The sequence below is a fragment of the Paenibacillus sp. 3LSP genome (genome assembly GCF_032465655.1).
Taxonomy (GTDB): Bacteria; Bacillota; Bacilli; order Paenibacillales; family Paenibacillaceae; genus Fontibacillus; species Fontibacillus barengoltzii.
This window is the reverse complement of the sequence record NZ_JAWDJI010000213.1, coordinates 1-21,725: the sequence shown is the minus strand read 5'-3', so window position 1 is coordinate 21,725 and position 21,725 is coordinate 1. Positions and strand designations below refer to the sequence as shown.

The 21,725-nt window shown below is 46.5% G+C and carries 22 protein-coding genes and 2 pseudogenes; 3 read left to right on the top strand and 21 right to left on the bottom strand.

Annotated features, from left to right (window positions below; genetic code table 11):
- Positions 1–87 precede the first annotated feature (87 nt).
- From RW092_RS18635 to RW092_RS18550, 18 genes and pseudogenes are all read right to left on the bottom strand, one after another.
- Positions 88–1,044: a 3'-5' exoribonuclease YhaM family protein gene (locus RW092_RS18635; RefSeq protein WP_316010947.1), complete on the bottom strand. Its 957-nt coding sequence runs from the start codon at positions 1,042–1,044 to the stop codon at positions 88–90.
- 384 nt (positions 1,045–1,428) lie between these two features.
- Positions 1,429–2,013: an ATPase gene (locus RW092_RS18630; protein ID WP_316010946.1), complete on the bottom strand. Its 585-nt coding sequence runs from the start codon at positions 2,011–2,013 to the stop codon at positions 1,429–1,431.
- Complete coding sequence (locus tag RW092_RS18625) at positions 2,006–2,185, bottom strand: hypothetical protein (RefSeq protein WP_015253841.1); 180 nt, start codon at positions 2,183–2,185, stop codon at positions 2,006–2,008. Before RW092_RS18625 ends, RW092_RS18630 begins: the two co-directional genes overlap by 8 nt.
- Before the next feature lie 134 nt (positions 2,186–2,319).
- Complete coding sequence (locus tag RW092_RS18620; RefSeq protein ID WP_316010945.1) at positions 2,320–4,002, bottom strand: SWIM zinc finger family protein; 1,683 nt, start codon at positions 4,000–4,002, stop codon at positions 2,320–2,322.
- A 187-nt stretch (positions 4,003–4,189) separates the two neighbouring features.
- Positions 4,190–4,462, bottom strand: coding sequence for a nucleotide exchange factor GrpE (locus RW092_RS18615; RefSeq protein ID WP_019537555.1), 273 nt, complete (start codon positions 4,460–4,462; stop codon positions 4,190–4,192).
- A gap of 52 nt (positions 4,463–4,514) precedes the next feature.
- Entirely contained in the window at positions 4,515–5,153 is a 639-nt protein-coding gene (locus tag RW092_RS18610; RefSeq protein ID WP_316010944.1) for a UPF0158 family protein, read from the bottom strand.
- 12 nt (positions 5,154–5,165) lie between these two features.
- The gene (locus RW092_RS18605) at positions 5,166–6,299 is read right to left on the bottom strand and encodes a DUF6155 family protein (RefSeq protein ID WP_316010943.1); all 1,134 of its coding nucleotides are present in this window, start codon (positions 6,297–6,299) and stop codon (positions 5,166–5,168) included.
- An 88-nt stretch (positions 6,300–6,387) separates the two neighbouring features.
- On the bottom strand, positions 6,388–6,537 hold the full coding sequence (locus RW092_RS18600; protein ID WP_023554893.1) for a hypothetical protein: 150 nt from the start codon (positions 6,535–6,537) through the stop codon (positions 6,388–6,390).
- A 310-nt stretch (positions 6,538–6,847) separates the two neighbouring features.
- A complete protein-coding gene (locus tag RW092_RS18595) occupies positions 6,848–7,117 on the bottom strand; it encodes a hypothetical protein (protein WP_074730222.1) in 270 nt (89 codons plus the stop codon).
- 217 nt (positions 7,118–7,334) lie between these two features.
- Complete coding sequence (locus tag RW092_RS18590) at positions 7,335–7,601, bottom strand: type II toxin-antitoxin system RelE family toxin (protein ID WP_023554895.1); 267 nt, start codon at positions 7,599–7,601, stop codon at positions 7,335–7,337.
- The gene (locus RW092_RS18585) at positions 7,585–7,821 is read right to left on the bottom strand and encodes a hypothetical protein (protein ID WP_023554896.1); all 237 of its coding nucleotides are present in this window, start codon (positions 7,819–7,821) and stop codon (positions 7,585–7,587) included. The genes RW092_RS18590 and RW092_RS18585 overlap by 17 nt, the downstream gene beginning before the upstream one ends.
- 346 nt (positions 7,822–8,167) lie before the next feature.
- On the bottom strand, positions 8,168–9,442 hold the full coding sequence (locus RW092_RS18580; protein ID WP_083351195.1) for a Wadjet anti-phage system protein JetD domain-containing protein: 1,275 nt from the start codon (positions 9,440–9,442) through the stop codon (positions 8,168–8,170).
- A gap of 24 nt (positions 9,443–9,466) precedes the next feature.
- A complete protein-coding gene (locus tag RW092_RS18575) occupies positions 9,467–12,922 on the bottom strand; it encodes an ATP-binding protein (RefSeq protein WP_127608671.1) in 3,456 nt (1,151 codons plus the stop codon).
- Entirely contained in the window at positions 12,891–13,499 is a 609-nt protein-coding gene (locus RW092_RS18570; RefSeq protein ID WP_023554899.1) for a DUF4194 domain-containing protein, read from the bottom strand. The genes RW092_RS18575 and RW092_RS18570 overlap by 32 nt, the downstream gene beginning before the upstream one ends.
- Before the next feature lie 6 nt (positions 13,500–13,505).
- Positions 13,506–14,924 carry a Wadjet anti-phage system protein JetA family protein gene (locus tag RW092_RS18565; RefSeq protein WP_023554900.1) on the bottom strand — a complete coding sequence of 473 codons (1,419 nt, stop codon included), beginning with the start codon at positions 14,922–14,924 and terminating at the stop codon, positions 13,506–13,508.
- A 301-nt stretch (positions 14,925–15,225) separates the two neighbouring features.
- A pseudogene (locus tag RW092_RS18560) lies at positions 15,226–15,423 on the bottom strand (RNA polymerase subunit sigma-70); the annotation flags it as partial.
- Between the two features lie 132 nt (positions 15,424–15,555).
- Entirely contained in the window at positions 15,556–15,960 is a 405-nt protein-coding gene (locus RW092_RS18555; protein WP_028540255.1) for a cupin domain-containing protein, read from the bottom strand.
- A gap of 19 nt (positions 15,961–15,979) precedes the next feature.
- The gene (locus tag RW092_RS18550; RefSeq protein ID WP_316010942.1) at positions 15,980–16,777 is read right to left on the bottom strand and encodes an aldo/keto reductase; all 798 of its coding nucleotides are present in this window, start codon (positions 16,775–16,777) and stop codon (positions 15,980–15,982) included.
- 247 nt (positions 16,778–17,024) lie between these two features.
- On the opposite strand from RW092_RS18550, the gene RW092_RS18545 reads away from it, so the two are divergent.
- A complete protein-coding gene (locus RW092_RS18545; protein ID WP_316010941.1) occupies positions 17,025–17,570 on the top strand; it encodes a TetR/AcrR family transcriptional regulator in 546 nt (181 codons plus the stop codon).
- Positions 17,571–17,627: 57 nt separating this feature from the next.
- Here RW092_RS18545 and RW092_RS18540 read toward each other — a convergent pair whose 3' ends face one another.
- Positions 17,628–18,479: an aldo/keto reductase gene (locus tag RW092_RS18540; protein ID WP_260071671.1), complete on the bottom strand. Its 852-nt coding sequence runs from the start codon at positions 18,477–18,479 to the stop codon at positions 17,628–17,630.
- Positions 18,480–18,508: 29 nt separating this feature from the next.
- Positions 18,509–19,504, bottom strand: coding sequence for an aldo/keto reductase (locus tag RW092_RS18535; RefSeq protein ID WP_028540040.1), 996 nt, complete (start codon positions 19,502–19,504; stop codon positions 18,509–18,511).
- Positions 19,505–19,686: 182 nt separating this feature from the next.
- On the opposite strand from RW092_RS18535, the pseudogene RW092_RS18530 reads away from it, so the two are divergent.
- Both RW092_RS18530 and RW092_RS18525 read left to right on the top strand, forming a co-directional pair.
- A pseudogene (locus RW092_RS18530) lies at positions 19,687–20,603 on the top strand (AraC family transcriptional regulator).
- 44 nt (positions 20,604–20,647) lie between these two features.
- Entirely contained in the window at positions 20,648–21,013 is a 366-nt protein-coding gene (locus RW092_RS18525) for a winged helix-turn-helix transcriptional regulator (RefSeq protein ID WP_316010940.1), read from the top strand.
- On the opposite strand, the gene RW092_RS18520 is transcribed toward RW092_RS18525, so the two are convergent.
- Positions 20,986–21,537: an NAD(P)H-dependent oxidoreductase gene (locus tag RW092_RS18520; protein WP_085170912.1), complete on the bottom strand. Its 552-nt coding sequence runs from the start codon at positions 21,535–21,537 to the stop codon at positions 20,986–20,988. The genes RW092_RS18525 and RW092_RS18520 overlap by 28 nt on opposite strands.
- Positions 21,538–21,725: the final 188 nt, after the last annotated feature.

The following is a 21,725-nucleotide window of genomic DNA, read 5'->3' as shown; positions in this document are numbered from 1 at the left end:
ATCACCTTCCTCAATAACATTATACCATTGCCGCTATTTTGCCGCAAAGTATTTTTTTCATTGCATTTTCTTCGTATATTTTAATTTCTACAATGACATCCTGTACAACGCTTTATTCTCCAGCCCTCGGACCGGCTGTGTCCACAACTCCTTGTCCGAAGTGGCGCTTAGTGCGTCCTCCGCCATCTGGAGTTTGGCATCCAGTGCGTCAATATAGTGCAATGCTACCGCTTCTGCCGTTTGCGGCTGTACCGGGCTCCCCCATTCTCCGAGGTTATGGTGAGAGAGAATAAGGTGCTGCAATCCGATTACTTGTTCCGAATCAAGCGGAAGTTCCAGCCGCAAAGCCGCTTCTGTGATCCAACTAGCCGCCATGGCAATATGACCGATCAACTTTCCCTGAGTGCTATAATCTGTCACGACCCCAAGCTGAGCGATCATCTCCTCTGGCTTTGCAATATCGTGTAGGATAATCCCGGCTTTGATCATATCCTCTTTTAGAAATGCCCTCTGCTTGCAAAGGAACTCGCCGATCTCCAGCATACGAACGATATGATAGGCCAAGCCTGCAAAGTATGCATGATGGTGCATTTTGGCTGCCGGATAATGAGCCAGTTTCTCACTCACCTTATCGACGCAAAAGCTTACAATATCACGAATGACCGGATCCCAAATACTCTCGATGACTCTGTATATGACCTCTAATAATTCCGCAGATTCAATTGGAGCCGCCCGAATAAAATCGGTTAGGGACACACCGTCTTCATTACTTACATTGCGAATCCGGGTGATCTTAACCTGCGGCTTTTCCCGATACAATTGAACGATTCCCTGAACCTTGACTAGCGTCATCGGAGAAAAGTCGTCTTTTTCCGTTTCCTTCACATCCCAATACTTGGCAGGAAGCTGGCCGCTGGCATCACACAGCACCAAATCGAAGTAATCCTTTGCCGGGGATGTGTTGGTCTGCTTCAGCTCCAGCTCTTTCAGCAAATAGAAGCCGACGAATTCATCGTTCGTGGTCAGCTCTTTAATCAATGTCATTCTGTTCACCCCCAATTACAACTCCAAAAACTCTGCCTCTGCCTCAGTGATCTAGTATATTTTTATTTTATAGTTAAGTCATGACAACACTTTGTCAGCGAATATATGTTCTGCACAAAAAAAACGACCAGATCTAATCCGGTCGCGTAGAATTCCTTATTCACATTGGGAGAAATGTAAAATTCAAGCTTTAATCATCTTCGGTTAGTAGTAATTCCCTTTTACAAACATCACACTGGACCTTGATAACCAATCCTAGACTTGTTGGTATAAATATGTACGCAAACTTTGCTCCCGTTACATCTTTGGGTTCACATTTATCCCAATTATTAATTTTGTTTTCCATAGATTTGCTAATTTCAAACTTCATATGATTCTCCATAATCAATGTAACTGATCCTTGATCTTATGCACCCATTTTGGAAGAGATTCGGCCTGATATTTTAAAATACTATGTTCAGCTTGCATAACGATTTTACCGGAAACTTCGCTATTATCAATCACAATCAAATGATCAATGAGATGGATATGAGTTAGCAGATTTTGCATGGATGTGGTTTGTCTCCGAATGATGTCTTCAGTCGGTATATGATGTCCGCCGTTTCGAACTCTGGCGGCAACACGTTCGATATTGAGCCGAACATCATTTAGACCCACATAAAACATCATCACTTCAAAGCCGTTCGCCTTGGCATCCCGTATCAGTCGAATAGCATTGCCGCCAGCCAAAGTCGTTTCTAACGAAAAATCTCGTTTATGCTGAATACATTCTCTCGCAAGCTTAATCGCTTCTTTGCCCGCGGATACTTTGCGGCGATCCGGATGGTCAGAATCAATGCCGCGAGCTAAAGCGTCGGGATCTATATTGACACTGATACCAAGCCTGTCCACTATCAAATTGCGAATGGTGCTTTTGCCGCTGCCGTTATTGCCGGCGAATACAACCATCACTGTGGAGTACTCATTCATGATGAACCCCAGGATTGTCGATTGGCTCGATCACACCGTTTGCATATTCTTTGACAATCTGGCCTTTTTCCGTTTGATAGACAATATAAGTTCCGTTCGCTTTTGCATCCAGTTTCGCGCGATCGCCCGTAAGTTTGATCAGTTTTTGCAAATCTTGAATACGGTCCATCATAGGTCACCATCCAACCCGACTTAATCTTGCCATTATTATAACATACTCGTTTCAGATCAAAATTACAGGCCTCGCATACCGGTTTGTCCACCCTCATCACAAAAAAATCCGCTGTGCACAAACCGCGTTACTTCTTATTCCATTATAAAGTTCAAAAACGGATCTTCCCCAACTCCTCCCGGAAAGCCGGTCTTCGCGGAAATTTGGTTAACAATTCTTGTGTGACGGTGAACGCTTCTTTCCGTCCGCCAACCTGTTGAAGCATTCGAATGATCCGGCAAACATCGGCATAATCTCGCCTGTCCCTGGATTGATCCGCCCGGAATTCGATATATGCCACGAGAAGCGCCCTTCACCTCCTCCGGGTAATGCGTTAGCAATTGCTCATAGAACGATTCAATTCGGTAAGGTGCCTTGCGGACATGTTCCAAAAGCCGTGCGAACATCTCCTCTTCCACCAGGATTTGGGTATACGTATGCTCTCCCCTCGGGCTCTGCTCCAATTGATCTAACATATCTTGCAAATACAAAGTCCATTCTCCCTCATCGGAAAATGTATCCTTCACAGAGCGATAATACGCATACCCTCCGTTCATGATCAGCTCCATCCCGAGTTTCCGCTGCTGTTCGACTTGTCCTGTGCGATGGTATGCCTCATACCGATATTTCTTCCAGCGATAGACGAGCCCCGGCAGCTCCTGATCTTGAGCTTCCCCGGCCTCCGCCAATCGGATCGCTTCCTCGGCATCGCCTTGCTCAAGCGCCGCACGAATCGCAACCTCCCGGATTTCCGGGAAATGCAGATGTCTATACAAATAAGCTTTCGCCTGTTCTTCATCTGAACGTTCCAATATTTGACCATATCGGAGCACAGCCACCCGCTCGTCTGCGTACCTCTTCGACCAATTGCTCCCGGACATATGACCCAGGAGCGAATCCGCCGCATCATCCCATTGATGTTGCATCTCTTCCGACTCGATCAGCGCGCCCGCCGCCTCGAGGAGCGCGAGCTGCCAATCCGGCCACCCGTCATAATAAGGTTGATGTATCTCCTCCAACAACCGACGGAAAATCTTCATGCGTTCTTCCGCCGGAATATGATGGCGATCCTGAACCAGCTTGAAGATCGATTCCAGACAGCTTTCGATCACGATCCCGACTCCACCGTCCGAATCGTCGGCGGACTGCAATAATTCAATCATCTCTTCGATGATGCAAAACAGAATCGCCAGCCCGTGCAACCATCCCCCTTCATCGAAGGCGGCGAGAGCCTTTTCAGCGACGATCTCCGCACCTTCCACCGCGCGGCTTACGTTCCGCCAAGACACAAAGCCATGATCATCCGAATATGTGTCAATGTAGGATCGAATCAACCGTCGGCAGGCGTCCAACTCCTGATCCGCGCCCCTTTTCGACAAATGAATTCTAATGCGCTCTTCCGCGGTATATGAATCCGATGCAATCGAGAGCAGCAATTCGATTAATTTCTCCTTGCTCTCTGCTTCCAACAGTTGCCGGAGAGAAGGCTCCGGTGAAGATGCCCCGTCTGCTTCTCTATTCTTAAGCTCGAGGAATACGGCGACTTGATGCTTGCATACCGGCCCGAAATCGTACGGACAATCGCATTCCGATTCCATTATGTTGTTCTCGTTGTCTAGCCTTACATAAACCTCATAATCCTCGTACCCGCGCACAACCGCAGTGTACTTTTCATCGGCAATGGACTTCAAGGAAATTACCCGTCCTTCGGACGCGTATTCCTTCCCTCTGTGTACAACTGCAGGATCTATGTATCTGGAAAAATCGGATAAATTCAAGAGGACCACCCCCTTTGGATGCTTCTTTCCATCTTGGAATTCCAATAGTCGATGAACACCTGATAAGATCGCACCGTGGTAAAGAAGGGAATATGTTGGTCTGCCGCAGCGTCTACATATTCATCTTTTAGAAATGGTGACAGCGACACAGGTCGTATATCGGTTGCCATTTGGAAAATAATCCTGCTCATTTGTTGCTTTTATGCTTAAGGATGTATGTTTTAGCCAAGTGGTTTAGATGGCCAACAGCAATTGAATTGGGATCACTCGGGTCATGCTTCTTCTGCATGGCACGTTCAAATTCATCAATCATCTTTGCAAAATCGCATACATTCTGCTCAAGACCAAATAAGCGTTTCATGTCTCGATAGTGTCGAAAAAAGACTGCTTTAGCTTGATCATTGGGATAACCTAATTGTTGAAGTTCCGAAATGACCGCTTGAGCATACAGCTTAATCATCGTCTGTCTTGTAGAACGTTTCACCGGTATCCCCTGCCCAAACATTTCTTTATTACTCGAGAATCAACTTCACTTCAATGGATTCGAACCAATCAGAAACACGTTTGCGATTCTGCTCTTCAACAAACTGGTAATACCGCTCTAACTGCTCGCTGTCGGAAGATAACGCATCCTTGAATCTTCGGAATATTCTCTTGCCGCCGCTTAATATGTGCATCAAAGTGGATTGCAGCTTTTTATCTTCAACCGTTTCCGCAAAATCAACCATGTCGGTATATCCTTCATCCGACTCCCGTTTCGGTATCCGAAAATAAATTTCATTAAAGCCTTCTTCAATGACCTCGCTTAATTCTTCGTCCTCTTCATCCCGGTCAAACGTTCGCAACATGACAACATCTCCAGTTTCGATATTCAGGAAGGACTCTATTCCTTCTACGTACATGTCGTATGCATCCACAATCTCCTGAAACTGCTGCTTGGTCAATTTCAATTCTTTCATAGGTTCTCCCTCAGCTACTGTCGCTTTGATCAACTCGCCGCGTTGTTCCGCCTCATATTCCTCCCACGTGATTCCATACGGGAAGCCTCCATCCGTATATCCGGCGATAAAATAGAAATTCTCGTCTTGCTCCAACAGCCCCGTGAATTCCGATTTCTGACCGGTCCGCTTATTTTTCTTCCTGCCGCGCATTAAGTTCCCCACCTAAATCCATCTTATTTGAGCGTGCAGATTAGCCAAATTGTCATGAAAACCCCAGCCGATCCCTTCTGTTTTCGAAACAACGGCTTCGAGACGTTCCTCGAATTCGTCGAACAACTCGGCTGTTTCATCTTCATTTACTTGATCAATGATATCGGCATACATGGACACCATGCTGTAGTAGAAGCGTTCATCAATATCCCCGTAGCTTAGGGTGAAATCAACTCCATTTTCAACGTAGACCAGCTTCAATTCCAGGGCGTACCTGGAATTTCCAGTCAATCTCTCGAATTCCGAAATCGCATGTTTCGCTTCCTGGAGTCTCAGCTTGCCAAATCCCCGCTCAGGGAAAAACTCTTTCTCAACCTTCTTGCAATACTCTTGAAAGAGAGACTCTACTGCTTCATCGCCCAGTATTCTTACAGCAAGAAACTTCTCCATATCTTTGCTGGCGCCATAACAAGCCTTCACCAAATCGATAAGCTGGTCGCTATTTAGCTGCTTCAGATGCTTATTCAGAGCAGACTTCGTCAGCTTCACAGGCTTTTTCCCTACCGGCCGCTTAACCAGTGACTTGGGGATCAGCTTGTCCTTCTGCCGCTCAAGCTCCTGATTCACTTCTTCGCAGGAGAAATGTTCGGGATCATATCCTTCTCGAACCCAGCCTATAAAATGATCCCGCTCCGGATGATTGGGAGTAAGCAGCACTTCCAGCATATGCTGATGCCCCCACACGCCTCCCACATCTTCCTGCGGACAGCCGCGGGCACCATCTAGACACAAGGGTGCCGGGTCGGATGTCGATGCGTCGATTTTGATCAACGTAACCGTGTGCTGCCAATCATCTCCAAAATCATACACGTATGTAAATACGGTGTTTTCTTCGCGAACATGCTTCTGAACGATTTCTCTTCGAGCATTCAATACCTCTCGGTCTTCCATATCTGCGAATGTCGGATCGGGCAGACCGATCACCTTTTCTTTCACATGAAACTCGTATAAATGGTAATTTTCCCATCCCATGACCGATTGGATGATTTTGTGAAGCTGATGAAACGTCACATCCGGATGAAATTGAAACTCCCGCCAAATCTTCGGGGCAATCTCATTCAGTTCGATTCTGCATCTATAAAGCATGATCGTCTGTTCTCCTTTTAAGTATTCCGAGTATATAAACAAACCCACTGTATCTCGGTTGGAATTACAATGGGTAGGCTATTTAGATTCATTCCCATTCTTCTTCGCGCATCCTTTTGATTTCATCAGTCAAATGCGCAGCTTGTTCCGGAGTTAAAACTCCAGCCGATTCAAGGATATCGTCAATGCTGCATTCATCCTCAGACATTTGTCGGTCCAACTTATTTGGCAGGGGCATAGCCAACTGTTCTCCTCCCAATTATAAATCTGAGCAATCATTTTCATTTCTCTCCGGGAAACAAAACAGGAACATTCTAAACTTCATTCTCCTGCTGTTCAAAAGAAATCCTAGACCTCTTCACAATGATACGCGACAGTCCCGCATAGGTCTGTCTTCCTCAGTATAAGCTTTGCCTATAATGGGATTGGTGAGTATAGCTTCTGTTTCAAGAATGAATAATTATATGAAATCATACGTTTTCTCGGGAGAAAATCACTCGCTGCGAAACTGGGAGAGCTTACTGCCGGAGACCATAAAACTACGCGGTTCATGATCGAAAGTCCTCGGGAGATAAGGATTTCAGTAACTCCGATGTGCTCAAGGCTTTGCCAAGCTTGAATTCCTTCCTGCTTTGTTCAATCATGACCTTCAATTCCGGATTAGACTCAACGTCAGCTTGAATGGACCGCTGCTCTTCCTCTTGCAAGACGAGAGTGAACTTTCCCTTTCCTGGAATATGAAAGTGGTACACGGAGTTGTCGCGGCTCATATTCGATATGTTCTCCATCAACTCTTCCGGTGAATTGACCTTTTCCATTCGATGTCACCCCATGTCATAAGCTTTTCCGCTCTTTTATCACCAGTATAACATAAACCGCCCCGAATCCTGTAGAAGCAGAAAACCGGTCCCCACGGACCGGCATATCGCCCATGTAGCTCGTCCACCCTTACTTCGCAAACCGCGCCGTTAGCTGAAATTGCTGAAGATCTGAAGAAAAGTAAAAAGGCCTACCCTGTAAGAATAGACCTAGAAGTTAAGATTTATATACATCACCACGAGAGCCAATTTTAATTACTTGGATAAGTAACTTATCATTCTCAACTGAATAAATAATTCGATAAGAACCCACTCGTAATCGATATTCGTCCATTGTTCCTTGCATCCTTTTGATATCGAGCTCTGGATGATAAGGGTCTTCACAGAGAATTTGTAGATGTTGAGTAATTCGAATACGATTCGTCCTATCTAATTTTTGTAAATACTTAAGAGCATCTTTATAGAACTCAATTGAGTAAGTCATCGATAACATCCTTAAGTTTAATACTCTCGCCACGTCTAAAGGATTCTTTAGCTTTTTTAATTGCTTCAATATCATCTTGAGTAGTTGGCTCATCATCCCAAGGGATATGACGATACTCTTTATTTGTGACTAATTTTTCCAAGAAATCAGCAGCGATTGGAAGGGCTTCTTCAGGTAATTGTTGAATTAATTTGTTCAAATGATCTTTTGAAACTGCCATTCGATCAACCCCTATCTAGAAAAGCTAAATTAATTTTATTATAACACGTACTTAATGAAATTTCATAAAGATCGTACGGGCTATTTCAAGGTAGTCAGCAACATCAGCTAACACCGTATTCACGCTTCGGGCCATACGGCCCTTGGTCTGCCCGAGGCATTTCGGGGGAGAAGTTTCATGCAGACAACCCTGCGAACCTAACCGCGTCGTGGCCGGCAGCTACGCTGCCTTAAGGTTCTCGGATTCGTGAATACAAGAACGTTACCTGAACCCCTCGTCAAAGATGAGTGGTCTGGTTTTCCTCCATAACAAAAAGTCAGAACGTTAATGTCCATTGTTTTCTTCTTTAATCCAATTCCACAATACTTTCCTGTTCCAAGCGTATCCTTCGATCAAGCATCGTTTGCAGCACCTGCCTCCAATGGGTCAGTCGGGTATCCTTTAGAGCCTCCTCAAGCTTTCCGGCATATTCATCGCTGATTGACGCCGCTGAGGACTCGTAACGAAGAAGCGTCTCCGCATCCATTAGCATGGGCCTCAGATTAGAAAAGAATTTCTTCCGCAGGTATTCAAAAATCCGGATTCCTCCCAGATCAATATCACCCCAATGATACACTTCAATGTTCTTTTCCGATGCCGAGGCCAAATGCTCTGCCAGTCTACACAAAAAGGATTGCAATGACCGATGGGGAAATCCCCCGGTATATAGAACAAGCTCTGTGTCGCGGAGCTCGGAAGCGTGTTCGAGCCACAGATGATAAGTCGCCAAGTTTTCAATTGTTACTATCCGAGTGGCAACTGTTTGCACTTGATACATTTCTTCCACCGTTTTATCCGATAAGCCAACCCCACCGGCAAACACTCCAATATCAACCTTACGACTGTCGGTAGTACGGAATGAAAGAGGCCCGCTTACCAGCACAATTTGTGGATTTTTGGCCACCCCGAGGAAATCAAGCCATTCTTCCTCGGTTTCACGCTCCTCTCCTGATGCCTGCTTGGCGAGCGAAAGCAACCTTCGTTGAACGTTTCTTTCCATGTGCTTGGAGTCCTTGAACAGCCTCTGGCTAAGTAATCTTATTGGAACGGCTCGCTCGAGCCTGGGAAGCTCCAGCAATACACAAACAAGATCCTTATACCCCTCTGGATCGTCCACCTCCAGGTGGGCAGTTTTACCTTCGGCTAGCGATACATCGGCTTGTTCAGACCACACCCTGACCCATTCCCAAGGATGGCGGGATAAGGGAGTAAGGATGTGCCGCAAGCGTTCCAGCTTGTCCCGCTTCGGCATCCGCCCCGCAACGCGATAAGCCGTCTTCAACTCACTCCATCGCAGATAGATTCTTTCCAACTGCTCGCCGGTGCGAAACCGGGCCCAATTGAGTTCAACAAGTCCGAGCCGCTCCAACTCGGAAGCTGCTTCGTTGATCCAAATTCGTTTACGGAAATCCATTTCGTCTGTATAATCTTGCCAGAATGGACTTTTGTTAAGAGATAGCTGCGGCCTTTGCTTGGAAGGCTGCCCGGTTACAAAAGACTGGCTTAACTCGTATTTGTCCAACAGGAGGTTTAGCAGCTGGGAGACAAATTTGGATTTATATGGCGTTTCATGAATCTCCAAGCAGATCACCCCTTACCATAAAATCTAGAATAAAAAGCCTTGACCGTTTCCTTCATCCGCATCATCGGCTGAGGGGGATTTCCCGTTGTCAACGTTCGATAAATTCGATGCGGCAGCCGCCTCAGCCTCATATTCCGCTATTTCCACGGCTCCCGCTCTCGCCATCTCGTCTTCCGCCCCGTTGTCCCATTTGTCAATCATGTCTACATAACACTGGTAGTTATGCTTGCTGACGAACAGCGTGGTGGACACCTCAGGAGCCATATGCTGCATCTTCTCATCGGGAACGGCGGCAATCAGCTGCAGACCCATTTGCTTAATCAACCGCAGACTGGATTGAATCCGCTGCTCGTCCATTTTATTGAACGCTTCATCGAAAATGACAAGCCGCGTGCTTTTTCCGGAATATAAGTGGTGGAAGGAAGCCAATATCGCAATATAGAACGGTGTCTGCGTCTCGCCTCCCGATTTCTCCTTCAGCACTTGCGAGAAGCGGTATTTGCCGTTGCCGGATGTTACGATAATATCGAAATCCAAGTATTGCCGATAGTCCGAGAACTCCTCCAATTGTCCGGCCTCACCTTTGACCAGAAGATCGAACAACTCATGCAGAACCTCGGTACGATCATTGTCCGGTAATTCGAACAATGAACCCTTTTCCAAAAGCATGGGATCCATCACGGCATCATAGAAGCGCTTGTAACGTTCACTAGGGGAAACCTCAAAATGATACTTGTCGTCGGAAAAAGGAAAATGCCTCAGCGCATAGTTCAGCTCGTGAAACTCCCTACGGGCCATCTCGATCGCTTCCCTTAACCGAAAAATAAAGTGGGACTTGAACTCCTCTTCCGATTCTTTCAAAGCCGCCGCAACTTTATCCTGATATTCCGGAATATTCAGGTGTTCGATCGTTTCAAGCAGCCGATCGTAATCCTCGTTCGTGACCTTCTGGATGTCGGCGATAAAATTTTGATCGATATTATATTTTTGCCGCATTAATTGCAGCTTGTTGAACTGGCTGTCGCGCAGTGTCTGCTGACCCTTCCAGCTGCCTTCCCAATTTTGGATTTTCTGCCAAGTGGAGGCGGACGAATTGCATGCTTCTTCGTATCTTTGCATCGCTCCCGCTTCCCGCTCGCTGCCGTGCTCATTGATCCAATTCCGCCATGCGGCTTCGTACTCTTGCACCTTAATCCGAAGCAAGTGCAGCTTTCCTTCCGCTTCGGACTTTTTCGATTCGGTTTCCGTTTGCTTTTGGAGTAAGGATCCCCATTTTTGTTGCCACTTCTGTTCATCCTTCTTCCACTGCTCATACTCCGCCTGCAGCCGCTCCGCTTCGCTGAAATCGAGACCATTCAGTTCCTCTGTCTTCTGCAATAGCATTTCCGAGCATTCGTGGATATGCCGCATCAGGCCAAGATGGTCGGCAAGCTTGGTACAGCCCGTTTCCTTCAATTTGCCGATCCATTCGGAAAGGTGTTCACCCCAAGCATACAGCATGCGCCGTTCGTCCTGGGCAGACACCAGCTCGGAGCGGCGGATTTCCAACTGGCGGGCGATGGCTTTGGCGCCTATGAACGGAACCTCGTATTGCTCCTTGCGCATCTGCCGGGCTACCAGGTTGTTGTAAACCATGCATGATTGGGTCACCGCTGTACGATGGTGTCGCAGTTCCTGCTCGTTTGCAGCCTTCATCACCTTGCCCAGCAAATGCTCGACGTGCGCCTGGATTACGGGATGCTCCGCCTGCAGCTCGAGTGCCAGGGAACCGGTTACGGCCGTTCCCAAATACCGCTTCTCCTTCTCCGTATCGACGAGACCGACGCCTTCCAGCCGATAGGTTCGCTTCTCCCTTTCATAAATAGACAATGCCTCTGCGAAACATTCCGGTTCAACCAACAGATCGAAGCGCTGGGTGTTCAAATACCCTTCCACCGCATTACGCCAAAGCTCTTCCTTGAGCTCCATGTGCTCGCAAAACACCCAAACCGCCGAGCGGCCCCGCAGCCGTTCCTCCAAGATGCCCTTCAACTGGCGCACCGGTTCGGCATAGCTGCGCTTCTGCTGCTCCAGATCACGAATGATCGTTCTTAACTCTTCGATTCGAGCGTCCGTTTCACCCAGCTTTTCCTGCAACTGGTTATGTTGAACGAGCATCCTGTCACGCCACGCCGTTAGACCTTCTCCAATCTCAGCCAGATCCCGTGTCCACTCTTCTTCCTCATGGACTTCAATGATTCCGCAACGTGCCACAGCGTCAAGACGCGCCAGGCTCTCCTGATAACTGCGAAGCGTCTCCCTCTCTCCAGGCTTCCATGTCCAGTACGGATTGTCCGGCCAATCGTACAAGTTCGCCAATAGCTGAAGCTCCCGTTCAATTTGTCTCCGATACGTGAGCAAGAGCCTCTCTCCCTCGCTCTGTTGAGCGGTGAGCCGGGCAATGTCCTCGTGCAGCTCTTTCTTGCGCTTCTCCGCAGCATGGTTCTGCCAGCGCTGGTAAGCATCCTGCTGCTTGTCCCGGGCTTCCGCCTGCAACCGGGCGGCAAGGTCAATATCATCCGCAAGCTGTCGCAGCTCTTCTTCCAGCCGGACATTGTCCCGTTCGGTCTGCTCCAGATTCTCACTCTCGTAATCCGCTTTCAAGCGCCGGATCACATAATCCTGCTCAATGGCAGTCTCCTTGTATTTGGCATACTGGGCATAACACTCACGTATGGATTGCAGGTGCAGCTTCTTCTCCTGAAGATGCTCCAGCTCCTGGCGATACCGTTCGTGGATCTCGAAATTTTGCCGCATCAAATCCAACTGCAGCTCTTTTCGGTCGAGTATATAATCGTAGACAAAAGCACGGATATTCTGGATCGGCTTGAACGAGAGCGCTTTGGTGAATATTGTGAAAAACCGATCATGAAGCTGTCCCATCCGGGCGAGTAAGGCTTTCTGATAGTTGGTCTTGTTCCTTTCAAACAAAGCCTTTTTTCCGGAGAGCCCGCTGACCCTGACGCTTTCCCCACCGTAGCGCTTGCGGAATTCGTCTCGATTGAGCAGCTGGCCGTTGGATTTGACAAACTGCAAATCATCCAACCGCCGATCTGACAAAATGAAATACTCTTCTTCGCCGGTCGTGCTTCCTCGGTATACATCAATCGCTACCCCGACAACGAACCATTCCTTACGGTCCTCGTCCCGGAATTCAGCTGCAATATAAGTCGTAAAATCGCCGTCCCTCAAAAAGGAGCGCTCGTCGCTGCCGATTTTTCCCCTAAGATAATTGATAAAGCTGCGTTTGGCGTCATCGTGTGCAGCCGCATTGAACTTGATCATTCGATGATCAGCAACGAAAAGCACCTGCAGCGCGTCAATAATCGTCGATTTTCCCGCGGCGTTCTGTCCAGTGATCAACGTCTGTTTTCCGAATTCCAGCTCCTCGTCCTTGAAATAATGCCAGTTAATCAGACGCAGCCGCTTCATCCATTTCATCCAGCAATCCTCCCTCCGCGTTCGTCAGGTACAATTCTAGCTTATCAAGTAACGACTGCATCTCATCCGTCTGAATCATATAGATCCAAGTATGGAACAGCTTGAACCGGGCATCATCGGAACGAATGTCGGAATCCAGCGGTTCAATCAATTGGGCCTGTACGCACAATCTAACCAGCCTGTCCAATGCGGTACGGTTTACCCATTCCAGCCGGAACGTCTCGTACTTGCTGCGAATTTCATAAAGGGTAATCATAGGATAATCCGCCAGCGATAGGCCTTGCCTCTTCTCCTCATATAGTAAGCGCAACACCAGCAGCCATAGTGTCTGTTCCCGGTCAAGCCTACGGCGAAGACGTCCATCGGGAATATGCAGATAGACGCATTCATGCCGCTCGTCCACGACAAGTTCCCAACCAAGGAATCGATAATAGCCCTCCAACGCGGTACGGTAGCGACGAATTGTCGCATACAACTCCCGGTCCTTGTCTTTGATCAGAAGGTTAACCTCCATGAGTCGCTGGATTACTTCTTTGACCTTCGATTGTTCAGAGTCGCTCAAATCTTGAAACATCATGAATCGTTATCCTCCCCGCTCTTTACGGACAATGTCGTGATTGTGGAATCGATATCTTCCGACACTAACCGTCTGCCGCTTGCCTTGCCGGTCCAAGCTGAAACGCGAGCCACCATCCGAGCCATACAAATAAACATACCCCAGCATAAGAAATTCCTCGGCACTACTTGGAGCGAGCTCGATCAGTTCCATGCGCTTTCGGTCACCAAGCCGGGTCATGACGTAATCATCCACTTTTTTACGGGTAATGGCCTTGCGCATTTTCTCTACGTTCCTCTGTCGCAGCTCCTCCATCACGTGTGCCGGAATCGGAACCGTAACATGGGTCTCCGGCTGATGAGCCATCCTTCGGCGGCGCGGCGGCAGGAGTGACTGCTCTGACCATCCGCGAACCTGGTTAATCGCGAACAGCGAGTATTCCGCATCCTGCTTTTGCTGGCCGAGCAACTCCAGCAGACGTGTCAACCGGCGGTCCAATCCTTCATGCTGCTGACTCAAATATCTGGCCCGGTCGTAGGAAGAACGAAGATACTGGTTATGCCGCACATCAATCTGATAGAAAATCTCTTCCAGCCCGACAAAGGTTTCTTCAATGAAGAATAAAGCTTCCTTGACGGCATATTCCGCTTGTTCAACCGTTTCATACAGCTCGCTCTTGACGCCGTCCATTGCAGCTTCCTGCAGCAAACCCCGATCTAGGAGCCACTTCTGAACCGTATGAAGGATTTGAAAACGATAGCGCGCCACATGATCCGACGTTTTGAGCCGGTGATAGCTTTTATCTACAATTTGCGATTTATAGGTTTCAAAATGATGGTCCAGCACTTCGCGAATCGAAGTTTTTTGAACAACTGTCTCCATGTGATGCTTCATATTATTGTATAACCCAATCAATTCATGGCGAAATTGCCTTGTTACCTGTGCCGCCTCCATTACGGCGAAACAAGGGCGCATTTTGGCCTCCTCGCCGGTAAGAAGCTGATAAGTTACAAAAGCAAACCGTTGATATTCGACCGTCCGTGCTTCGCATAATTCCTGAAACACCGCAATCAGCCGGCTGGCATAATGGGGAAGTACAATATAAGCTTCGAACTGGCTGCGGGTTTCCACATCAATCCACTTCGCCCGTTCCAGCCGTCGCAGCAATGCATTGGCCTGAGCTCTGGAGACATCCTCTAACGTAAGCTGATCCTCTCTTCCAGCTCCAACCGGCTCATCCTCATCGGCAGAAATGACCATACCCGTTTCTTGTTGAGTCTCCAGCAGCTCCTGCAGCAGATCCCGCATGACTTCATAGCGAATGCCGAACCGCTCCCTTTGCGAATGCTCGTATAAAAGCAGCAGTGCTTCCGCATATATCTTCCGATTGGAACCCGTCAGAAGATGAAATAATCCTTCCGGTACTACATCAAACAAGTTCATCATACCGCGCGCATACCCTTTCGGAGAAAAATGTCGATACTTTATTATACTAGATTTGGAAGATATGAAGTATGGTAGAATACGGCTATTCCCTTCAATCTTAATGGCAAGCTCCATTGGTATACGGAATACTTGCCGTACAAGGCTCTCAAGTATCGGTATTAACTCCAGAAGAAGCAGAAAACCGGCCCCCTCGGACCGGCTGATTCAGGCTCCATATAGCTCGGCCCACCTCACCGCACAAACCGCCCGCTGCACACAAAACGCGCCGTTTCCTGACATAGGTTCGTGTTCACAACGTGTTGACGATATGCGCCACCAGCCGCAGGTTATGCTCGATCAGGATATTGCGAGACTCCGAATCCCCTTCCGCCATGCGCTGTAAATGCTTCGTTTCCTCTTCCTCGGTCAGGGGCTGCGGAAACGCATTATTTTTGACATACGATACGAGCAACGTCAGCTGTTTAATGAATAAAGCAATTGCGGTAAACAATCCCGGCAAAGATGACACCTCCCGCAGATTCACATCACGATGAATACAACCTCGCTTCATTTTGGGTCAATTCATTGTATGTGGGCGGAGGCCCATCCGTGCCTGTACGGAGGAAAAGAAAATCCCTCTTTCGAACTTCTCTCAAAGTTTATGGTATTCTTCGTCCGATACGGGTTCTAACCATTCCGGCTTGCCTGACGTAATCGCGATGTGAACAAACCAGCTGTCTTTTTTGGCACCATGCCAGTGTTTGACGCCATCATGTGTGACAATGACATCCCCTGCTTTCAAGCTTTGGGCAGGTTTGCCTTCTTCCTGGTACCAGCCTTCCCCGCCTGTAACTAGCAAAATCTGATACCCCCCGCGGTGAATATGCCAGTTATTTCGGCATCCCGGTTCAAAGGTAACATTCCCAACGCTGACATTCACATGAGGATCAGAGACTAACCCTTGAAGATAGCTTTGACCTACAAAAAATTGAGAGAATGGATTTTTATCACCTAGAGAGAATAGAACTCCATTTTTCACTTCTTCATGTTTCGCCATTGATATCCCCCGCCTAATTTTATGATAATTTCCCTCCAAATACGGGGAAGAAACTGTGCTCCCCATAGTTTTGAATCGGTTCAATATTTTTTAAGATTTCCATATCGGCATCACTGATCACAAAATCAAGCTCGGCATTATTCCGCATGTGATCCGGATTGGCCGTCTTCGGAAGAACTACAAGACCAAGTTGGATATCATATCGAAGGCAAAGCTGTGCCACCGACACCCCATACTTATCAGCGATCGCCTTGATCTCCGCATGATTAAGATCAGCGCCATGGGCGATAGGAGAATAAGCCTCAACCAGGATGTCATTTTTCTGGCAAAAATCAATCAGCTCCCATGGCGTGTTGCCCACATGAGCCAAGATCTGATTAACCATCGGTTTGATTTCACAACTCGTTAAAATATTCTCGATATCATCCTGAAGGAAGTTCGAAAGGCCGATCGCTTTCACTTTTCCAGCTTTATAAGCAGCCTCCAGCGCTTTCCATACTTCTTTGTTTTCCTCGAAGTAACGCTTCTCCCCACGAAACTCTACCCAAGGCTGCGGACTATGAATAATGAGAAGATCGATGTAATCGACGCTTAACTTGGCTAATGACTCATCAATAGACTGTGTAACTGTAAAAAAAGTCTTTGCCTCTGCGGCTACCTTGGTCGTGATGAACAGTTCCTCCCTGGCCGCGCCGCATGTACGTATGCCTTTGCCCACCCCTTCTTCATTCATATAAGCCTGAGCTGTATCGATATGGCGATATCCGAGGGATACCGCATCCTTTAATGCTCGTTCTGCTTGTTCATTATTCAGCAACCAAGTGCCAAGCCCTATATTCGGTATCTCGATCCGTTAGATAATTTTGATGTAGCATTATACATAGTATTTCTCTCCTTTACTTATTCATCTGGGATTGAAGATTATTAACATTGATCGTTTAATCAACTCGTGTTTATAATTTTAAACAGAATGAATCAACTTACAATCGTCAATACCTTTGGGTATGTCGAATATTGAACAAAATACTGAAAATTGACGAGGATCTTGGAGAGGAGATTAAGAAATGACGAAAGTGGATCGAAGGGTACAAAAAACGCAAACCGCGATCAAAAGTGCGATTCTTGAATTAATGGCTGAAAAAGACTTTGAGGACATAACCATCCGTGATATTGCCGACAAAGCCAACGTGAACCGAGGCACAATTTATCTCCACTACGTTGACAAATACGACTTGCTTGACAAGATTATCGAAGAACATATTAATAATCTCCGGGATCTCTGCCAATCCGCATCCGAAATGACGTTTACAGATGGTAACTACGTCTGGTTCGATTACTTTGCCGAACATCATTTGTTCTTTTCCACGATGTTAAATACGAAAAGTGCCGCTTATTTTCGCAGTCGATTCCTTGATTTAGTCATTCAAGAATACAGGCCGGACGTAAATGTTACCGAAGGGAAAAACCAGGGGTTAAATGAAGAAATGTTTCTTCAATTTTTTGGCGCAGCGATCGTTGGTACAGTAGAATGGTGGTTTAGGAACGGGATGCCGCTGCCCCCTCGCGTAATCGCTGAACAAACGGGGATACTGCTGGATCGGAATATCTGAGACGTAAATCGGCGACCTCTCCCCAGTGGAATACCGGGAAGTGATCGCCGCTGTATTCTACTTACCAATTCTGCGTTCTGTTAAAAACTCAACTATTTCTGGATCGTAATGTGAGAAGAATAAGCTTTGTTCTTGATCCAGTTTCGCAATTTTATCCATGTCTTCATTGGTTAGTTCAAAATTAAAGACATCGAAATTCTCAATCATCCGTTCTTTCCTAACTGTTTTAGGAATAACAACCACATTACGCTGAATGAGATAACGAAGCGCAACTTGGGCAACCGATTTCCCATATTGCACTCCAATTTCTTTTAGGGTTTCATTCGTAAAGAAATGATTTCTTCCTTCTGCAAAAGGTCCCCAGGATTCAATTTGAGTACCATATTTCTCCATAATCTTTTGGGCTTGCTTTTGTTGGTTAAAGACATGGGTTTCCACTTGGTTCACCATTGGAGTGATCTCACTAAACTTGGCAATATCAATAAACCGATCAGGATAGAAATTACTTACTCCAATCGCTTTAATGATCCCTTTCTTGTAATACTCTTCCATCGCTCGATATGTTCCATAGTAGTCGTTAAACGGTTGATGGATTAATACTAAATCGATATAGTCGGATTGAAGCTTTTGTAAAGATTCGTCGATGGATGCTTTAGCTTTCTCGTAGCCGGCATTCGAAATCCAAACCTTTGTGGTAATGAAAAATTCATCACGAGGCAGGCCGCTTTTTCGAACAGCATTCCCTACAGCTTCTTCATTTCCGTAAGCTTGAGCAGTATCGATTGAACGATACCCCACTTCAATGGCTTCGCTTACAACTCGCTCACATTCTGCAAGATCAGGGATTTGATAGACGCCAAAACCCAATATCGGCATCTTAATTCCATTGGATAAAGTCACTGTCTCCATGCATATCCTCCTTGTTGCATCAAAGAAATCTATAGTGCTCCAACTACTGGATGCGGTACATACGGTTCTTCTAAATAAGCAACTTCTTCGGGGGTTAATTTAATTGATAATGCGCCAACGGCATCTTCAAGATGGGATATTTTCGTCGCCCCTATAATGGGTGAGGTTATCGTTTCTTTTTGCAGCAACCAAGCAATTGCAATTTGTGAACGAAGAACACCGTGTTTTTCCGCCAGTTCGGCGACCCGATCTACAATGATACGGTCAGTGCTTGCAGTTGCATCGTATTTTGATTTCTGTACACTGTCGGTTTCAGATCGAAGCGTATGTTCTGACCAATCGCGTGTTAATCTGCCTGAAGCAAGCGGGCTATATGGAGTTACCCCAATTTTTTCCTCCTTACAGAGCGGCAACATCTCCCGTTCCTCTTCACGGTAGATAAGATTAAGATGATTTTGCATCGATACAAACCGGGTCCATCCGTATTTCTCTGCCACATTCAATGCCTTGAGGAACTGCCATGCGTACATTGCAGAAGCACCAATATATCTAGCTTTACCCGCTTTTATAACATCATGTAATGCCTCCATGGTTTCTTCGATAGGAGTGTGATAATCCCAACGGTGGATGATATAAAGATCTACATAATCTGTTCCTAACCGTTTAAGGCTCTTATCAATTTCACTCATAATATGTTTTCGCGAGAGTCCTCTGCCATTCGGTTTTTGGCTGTTTAAATCTTTTCCCGTAGGAAAATAAACCTTTGTCGCAATAACTACCTCGTCTCGGTTGGCAAAATCCTTAAGAGCACGACCAACAAATTCTTCACTTGTTCCGTCTGAATAAACATTGGCGGTATCAAAAAAATTGATCCCTAAATCGAGAGCTTTTTTGATAATTTGGCGACTGCTCTCTTCATCGATCACCCAGGGGTGAACCCAGCGTTCTTTCACACCAAAACCCATACATCCAAGACTCAGACGGGATACATCCAATCCTGAATTTCCAAGTTTCACGTACTCCATTTTGTTCACCTTCTTACTAAATGATTAATTACAATCCCCTGTACTCTTAATATGACTCAAATGAGATCGGGGCAGGTATCACAATCCTGCCAAATGATTGCATAATCCTCTCACAACCATTCACGAAATCGATGAATAGGATTTATAATGGAACCATCCGATTAGGCAAAGGAAGATTATAGATGTTTGATCAATTATATAGGCAAAGAGCAGAGCTCGCTGAATGATAGAGAAGCACACTGGCCAAGACGGAACTCAAGCGACTGCTATACCTTCTTTATTTTTCTCACGATACTCCAGCCATATTGGTCCGATGTACGGAGTTCATAAACCTTCCTTGTGCATTGTCGTTCAAGGAGCGAAAGAGGTGATGCTTTCACAGGAGCGTTTCCTATATGGTCCTGCCGATTACCTGATTGCATCCGTAAAACTGCCAATTACCGGACAAGTTACGGAAGCCTCACCTAAAGTTCCTTATCTGGCCCTAAAAATTGAATTCACAGTCCATGAAATTTTAGAAGCGCTGCATGAATTCCAATTGGGTGTCGAAAAGAAAGAAAATGCGAGACGAGGAATGTATGTCAGTAAAATAGAGCCTTCTTTGCTGGACGCAGTAACAAGATTAGCTCGATTGCTGGATCATCCAGTGGATCATAAAATGCTCGCCCCTATCATTAAGAAAGAAATCATCTACAGAGTTCTCCAAGGAGAGCATGGAGCCACACTAAAACAAATCGCAATAGAAGGAAGTTCCACCAGCCAAGTTAGTGATGTGATTGAATATATCATGAATCATTTTGAACAGTCTTTTAAGATTGAGGACCTTGCAAAAATAGCAAATATGAGTGTTTCTTCCCTCCATCGCCACTTTAAAGAGGTAACGACCATGAGCCCGATTCAATTTCAAAAACAACTGAGACTGCAAGCTGCACGGAGTTTATTATTATCTGAATCTGCAGATGCAGCAGAAGTTGCTTTCCGGGTGGGTTATGATAGTCCATCGCAGTTTAGCCGTGAATACTCGCGCATGTTTGGCTTACCGCCCAAAAAAGATATAATGCGCCTGTTAAATCACAGTGACAAGATGATTAATGCGTAATGCCTAAGTAAGATCTACTACCCCCCAAACAAGGAGGAGCGGGCATGAAGAACACCCGTTGCGCTGTACCAGGAGCAGCCTTGGAAAAGAGCGGCTTCTATTACACGCTGTCCATTATCGGCGGAAAATATAAAATGACCATCATGTACTTACTCGCGGAGCATAAGGTTTTACGACACAATGAAATTCACCGATACCTGGAAAGCGTCTCCTATAAAACGCTAAGTGTTATGCTGAAAGAGCTTATGGCCGATGGCATTATTTCGCGCAAAGAGTACCCGCAGATTCCTCCCAAAGTGGAATATTCACTGACCGAGCGGGGACAATCCCTCATCCCGATCTTAAACATGATGTGCGATTGGGGGGAGCAGAATCGGGAGACTTATAACTTATCCAAAAACTCCAGATAGTCTTTAACGCCTTGCTCGATTTCTTCTGAACTTGAAGAATACTCCTCGCCAGGGACGATCTCTGCACCGTAAAAAGCGAAAAACGAGCGATAATCCGCACGACAATAATAGCGGAAAGTGGTCTCAAACGGTGTCAGCAACTGTTCCAACGTATAGTGGTATCGGCCGCTTTCCAGATAATCGCTCTTCCGGATCCCCGCGGTGACTGCCAAAGCTACTTTTTTCCCCTGCAGCTTGTCTCCCCCGTTCCTGCCGTAAGCCCAGCCTTGAGTCAGCACTTCGTCCAGCCAAGTTTTCAGAATGGGCGGGCATGAGAACCATTGGATCGGAAACTGCAGAACGAGATGATCGTGAGCCTCGACCAGCTTCTGCTCTTGTTCCACATCGATGATCCCATCTGGATAAGCGGAAGTTAATTCATGGACGGTATATGTTTCGGGATATTTTCGCAATTCTTCGATAAACCTCTTGTTAATGACAGACTTAGAAATGTTGGGATGCGCCACAATGATGAGTGTTTTCATGGAGAACCTCCTGTTTCTTGTTTTGAGAATCATTTTATTGGAGTTGAAAAATAAAACAAGAACGCACTTTAAAGTGGGGTACTTACCTCGAAGTAAGGGAATCCAAATCGGGTAGGAGGCTACCCATTAATTGGGCAGCCGACCTCCCACACCACCGTACGTACCGTTCGGTATACGGCGGTTCCATT

Bases quoted from the DNA above. Each gene is read 5' to 3' on its own strand.
- RW092_RS18525 (WP_316010940.1), top strand. From the start codon at position 20,648: ATGAAGAACACCCGTTGCGCTGTACCAGGAGCAGCCTTGGAAAAGAGC.
- RW092_RS18590 (WP_023554895.1), bottom strand. From the start codon at position 7,601: ATGACTTACTCAATTGAGTTCTATAAAGATGCTCTTAAGTATTTACAA.
- RW092_RS18555 (WP_028540255.1), bottom strand. From the start codon at position 15,960: ATGGCGAAACATGAAGAAGTGAAAAATGGAGTTCTATTCTCTCTAGGT.
- RW092_RS18520 (WP_085170912.1), bottom strand. From the start codon at position 21,537: ATGAAAACACTCATCATTGTGGCGCATCCCAACATTTCTAAGTCTGTC.
- RW092_RS18610 (WP_316010944.1), bottom strand. From the start codon at position 5,153: ATGCGCGGCAGGAAGAAAAATAAGCGGACCGGTCAGAAATCGGAATTC.
- RW092_RS18545 (WP_316010941.1), top strand. From the start codon at position 17,025: ATGACGAAAGTGGATCGAAGGGTACAAAAAACGCAAACCGCGATCAAA.
- RW092_RS18625 (WP_015253841.1), bottom strand. From the start codon at position 2,185: ATGATGGACCGTATTCAAGATTTGCAAAAACTGATCAAACTTACGGGC.
- RW092_RS18600 (WP_023554893.1), bottom strand. From the start codon at position 6,537: ATGCCCCTGCCAAATAAGTTGGACCGACAAATGTCTGAGGATGAATGC.
- RW092_RS18615 (WP_019537555.1), bottom strand. From the start codon at position 4,462: ATGATTAAGCTGTATGCTCAAGCGGTCATTTCGGAACTTCAACAATTA.
- RW092_RS18565 (WP_023554900.1), bottom strand. From the start codon at position 14,924: ATGATGAACTTGTTTGATGTAGTACCGGAAGGATTATTTCATCTTCTG.
- RW092_RS18595 (WP_074730222.1), bottom strand. From the start codon at position 7,117: ATGGAAAAGGTCAATTCACCGGAAGAGTTGATGGAGAACATATCGAAT.
- RW092_RS18535 (WP_028540040.1), bottom strand. From the start codon at position 19,504: ATGGAGTACGTGAAACTTGGAAATTCAGGATTGGATGTATCCCGTCTG.
- RW092_RS18575 (WP_127608671.1), bottom strand. From the start codon at position 12,922: ATGAAATGGATGAAGCGGCTGCGTCTGATTAACTGGCATTATTTCAAG.
- RW092_RS18635 (WP_316010947.1), bottom strand. From the start codon at position 1,044: ATGACATTGATTAAAGAGCTGACCACGAACGATGAATTCGTCGGCTTC.
- RW092_RS18570 (WP_023554899.1), bottom strand. From the start codon at position 13,499: ATGATGTTTCAAGATTTGAGCGACTCTGAACAATCGAAGGTCAAAGAA.
- RW092_RS18585 (WP_023554896.1), bottom strand. From the start codon at position 7,821: ATGGCAGTTTCAAAAGATCATTTGAACAAATTAATTCAACAATTACCT.
- RW092_RS18605 (WP_316010943.1), bottom strand. From the start codon at position 6,299: ATGCTTTATAGATGCAGAATCGAACTGAATGAGATTGCCCCGAAGATT.
- RW092_RS18540 (WP_260071671.1), bottom strand. From the start codon at position 18,479: ATGGAGACAGTGACTTTATCCAATGGAATTAAGATGCCGATATTGGGT.
- RW092_RS18630 (WP_316010946.1), bottom strand. From the start codon at position 2,013: ATGAATGAGTACTCCACAGTGATGGTTGTATTCGCCGGCAATAACGGC.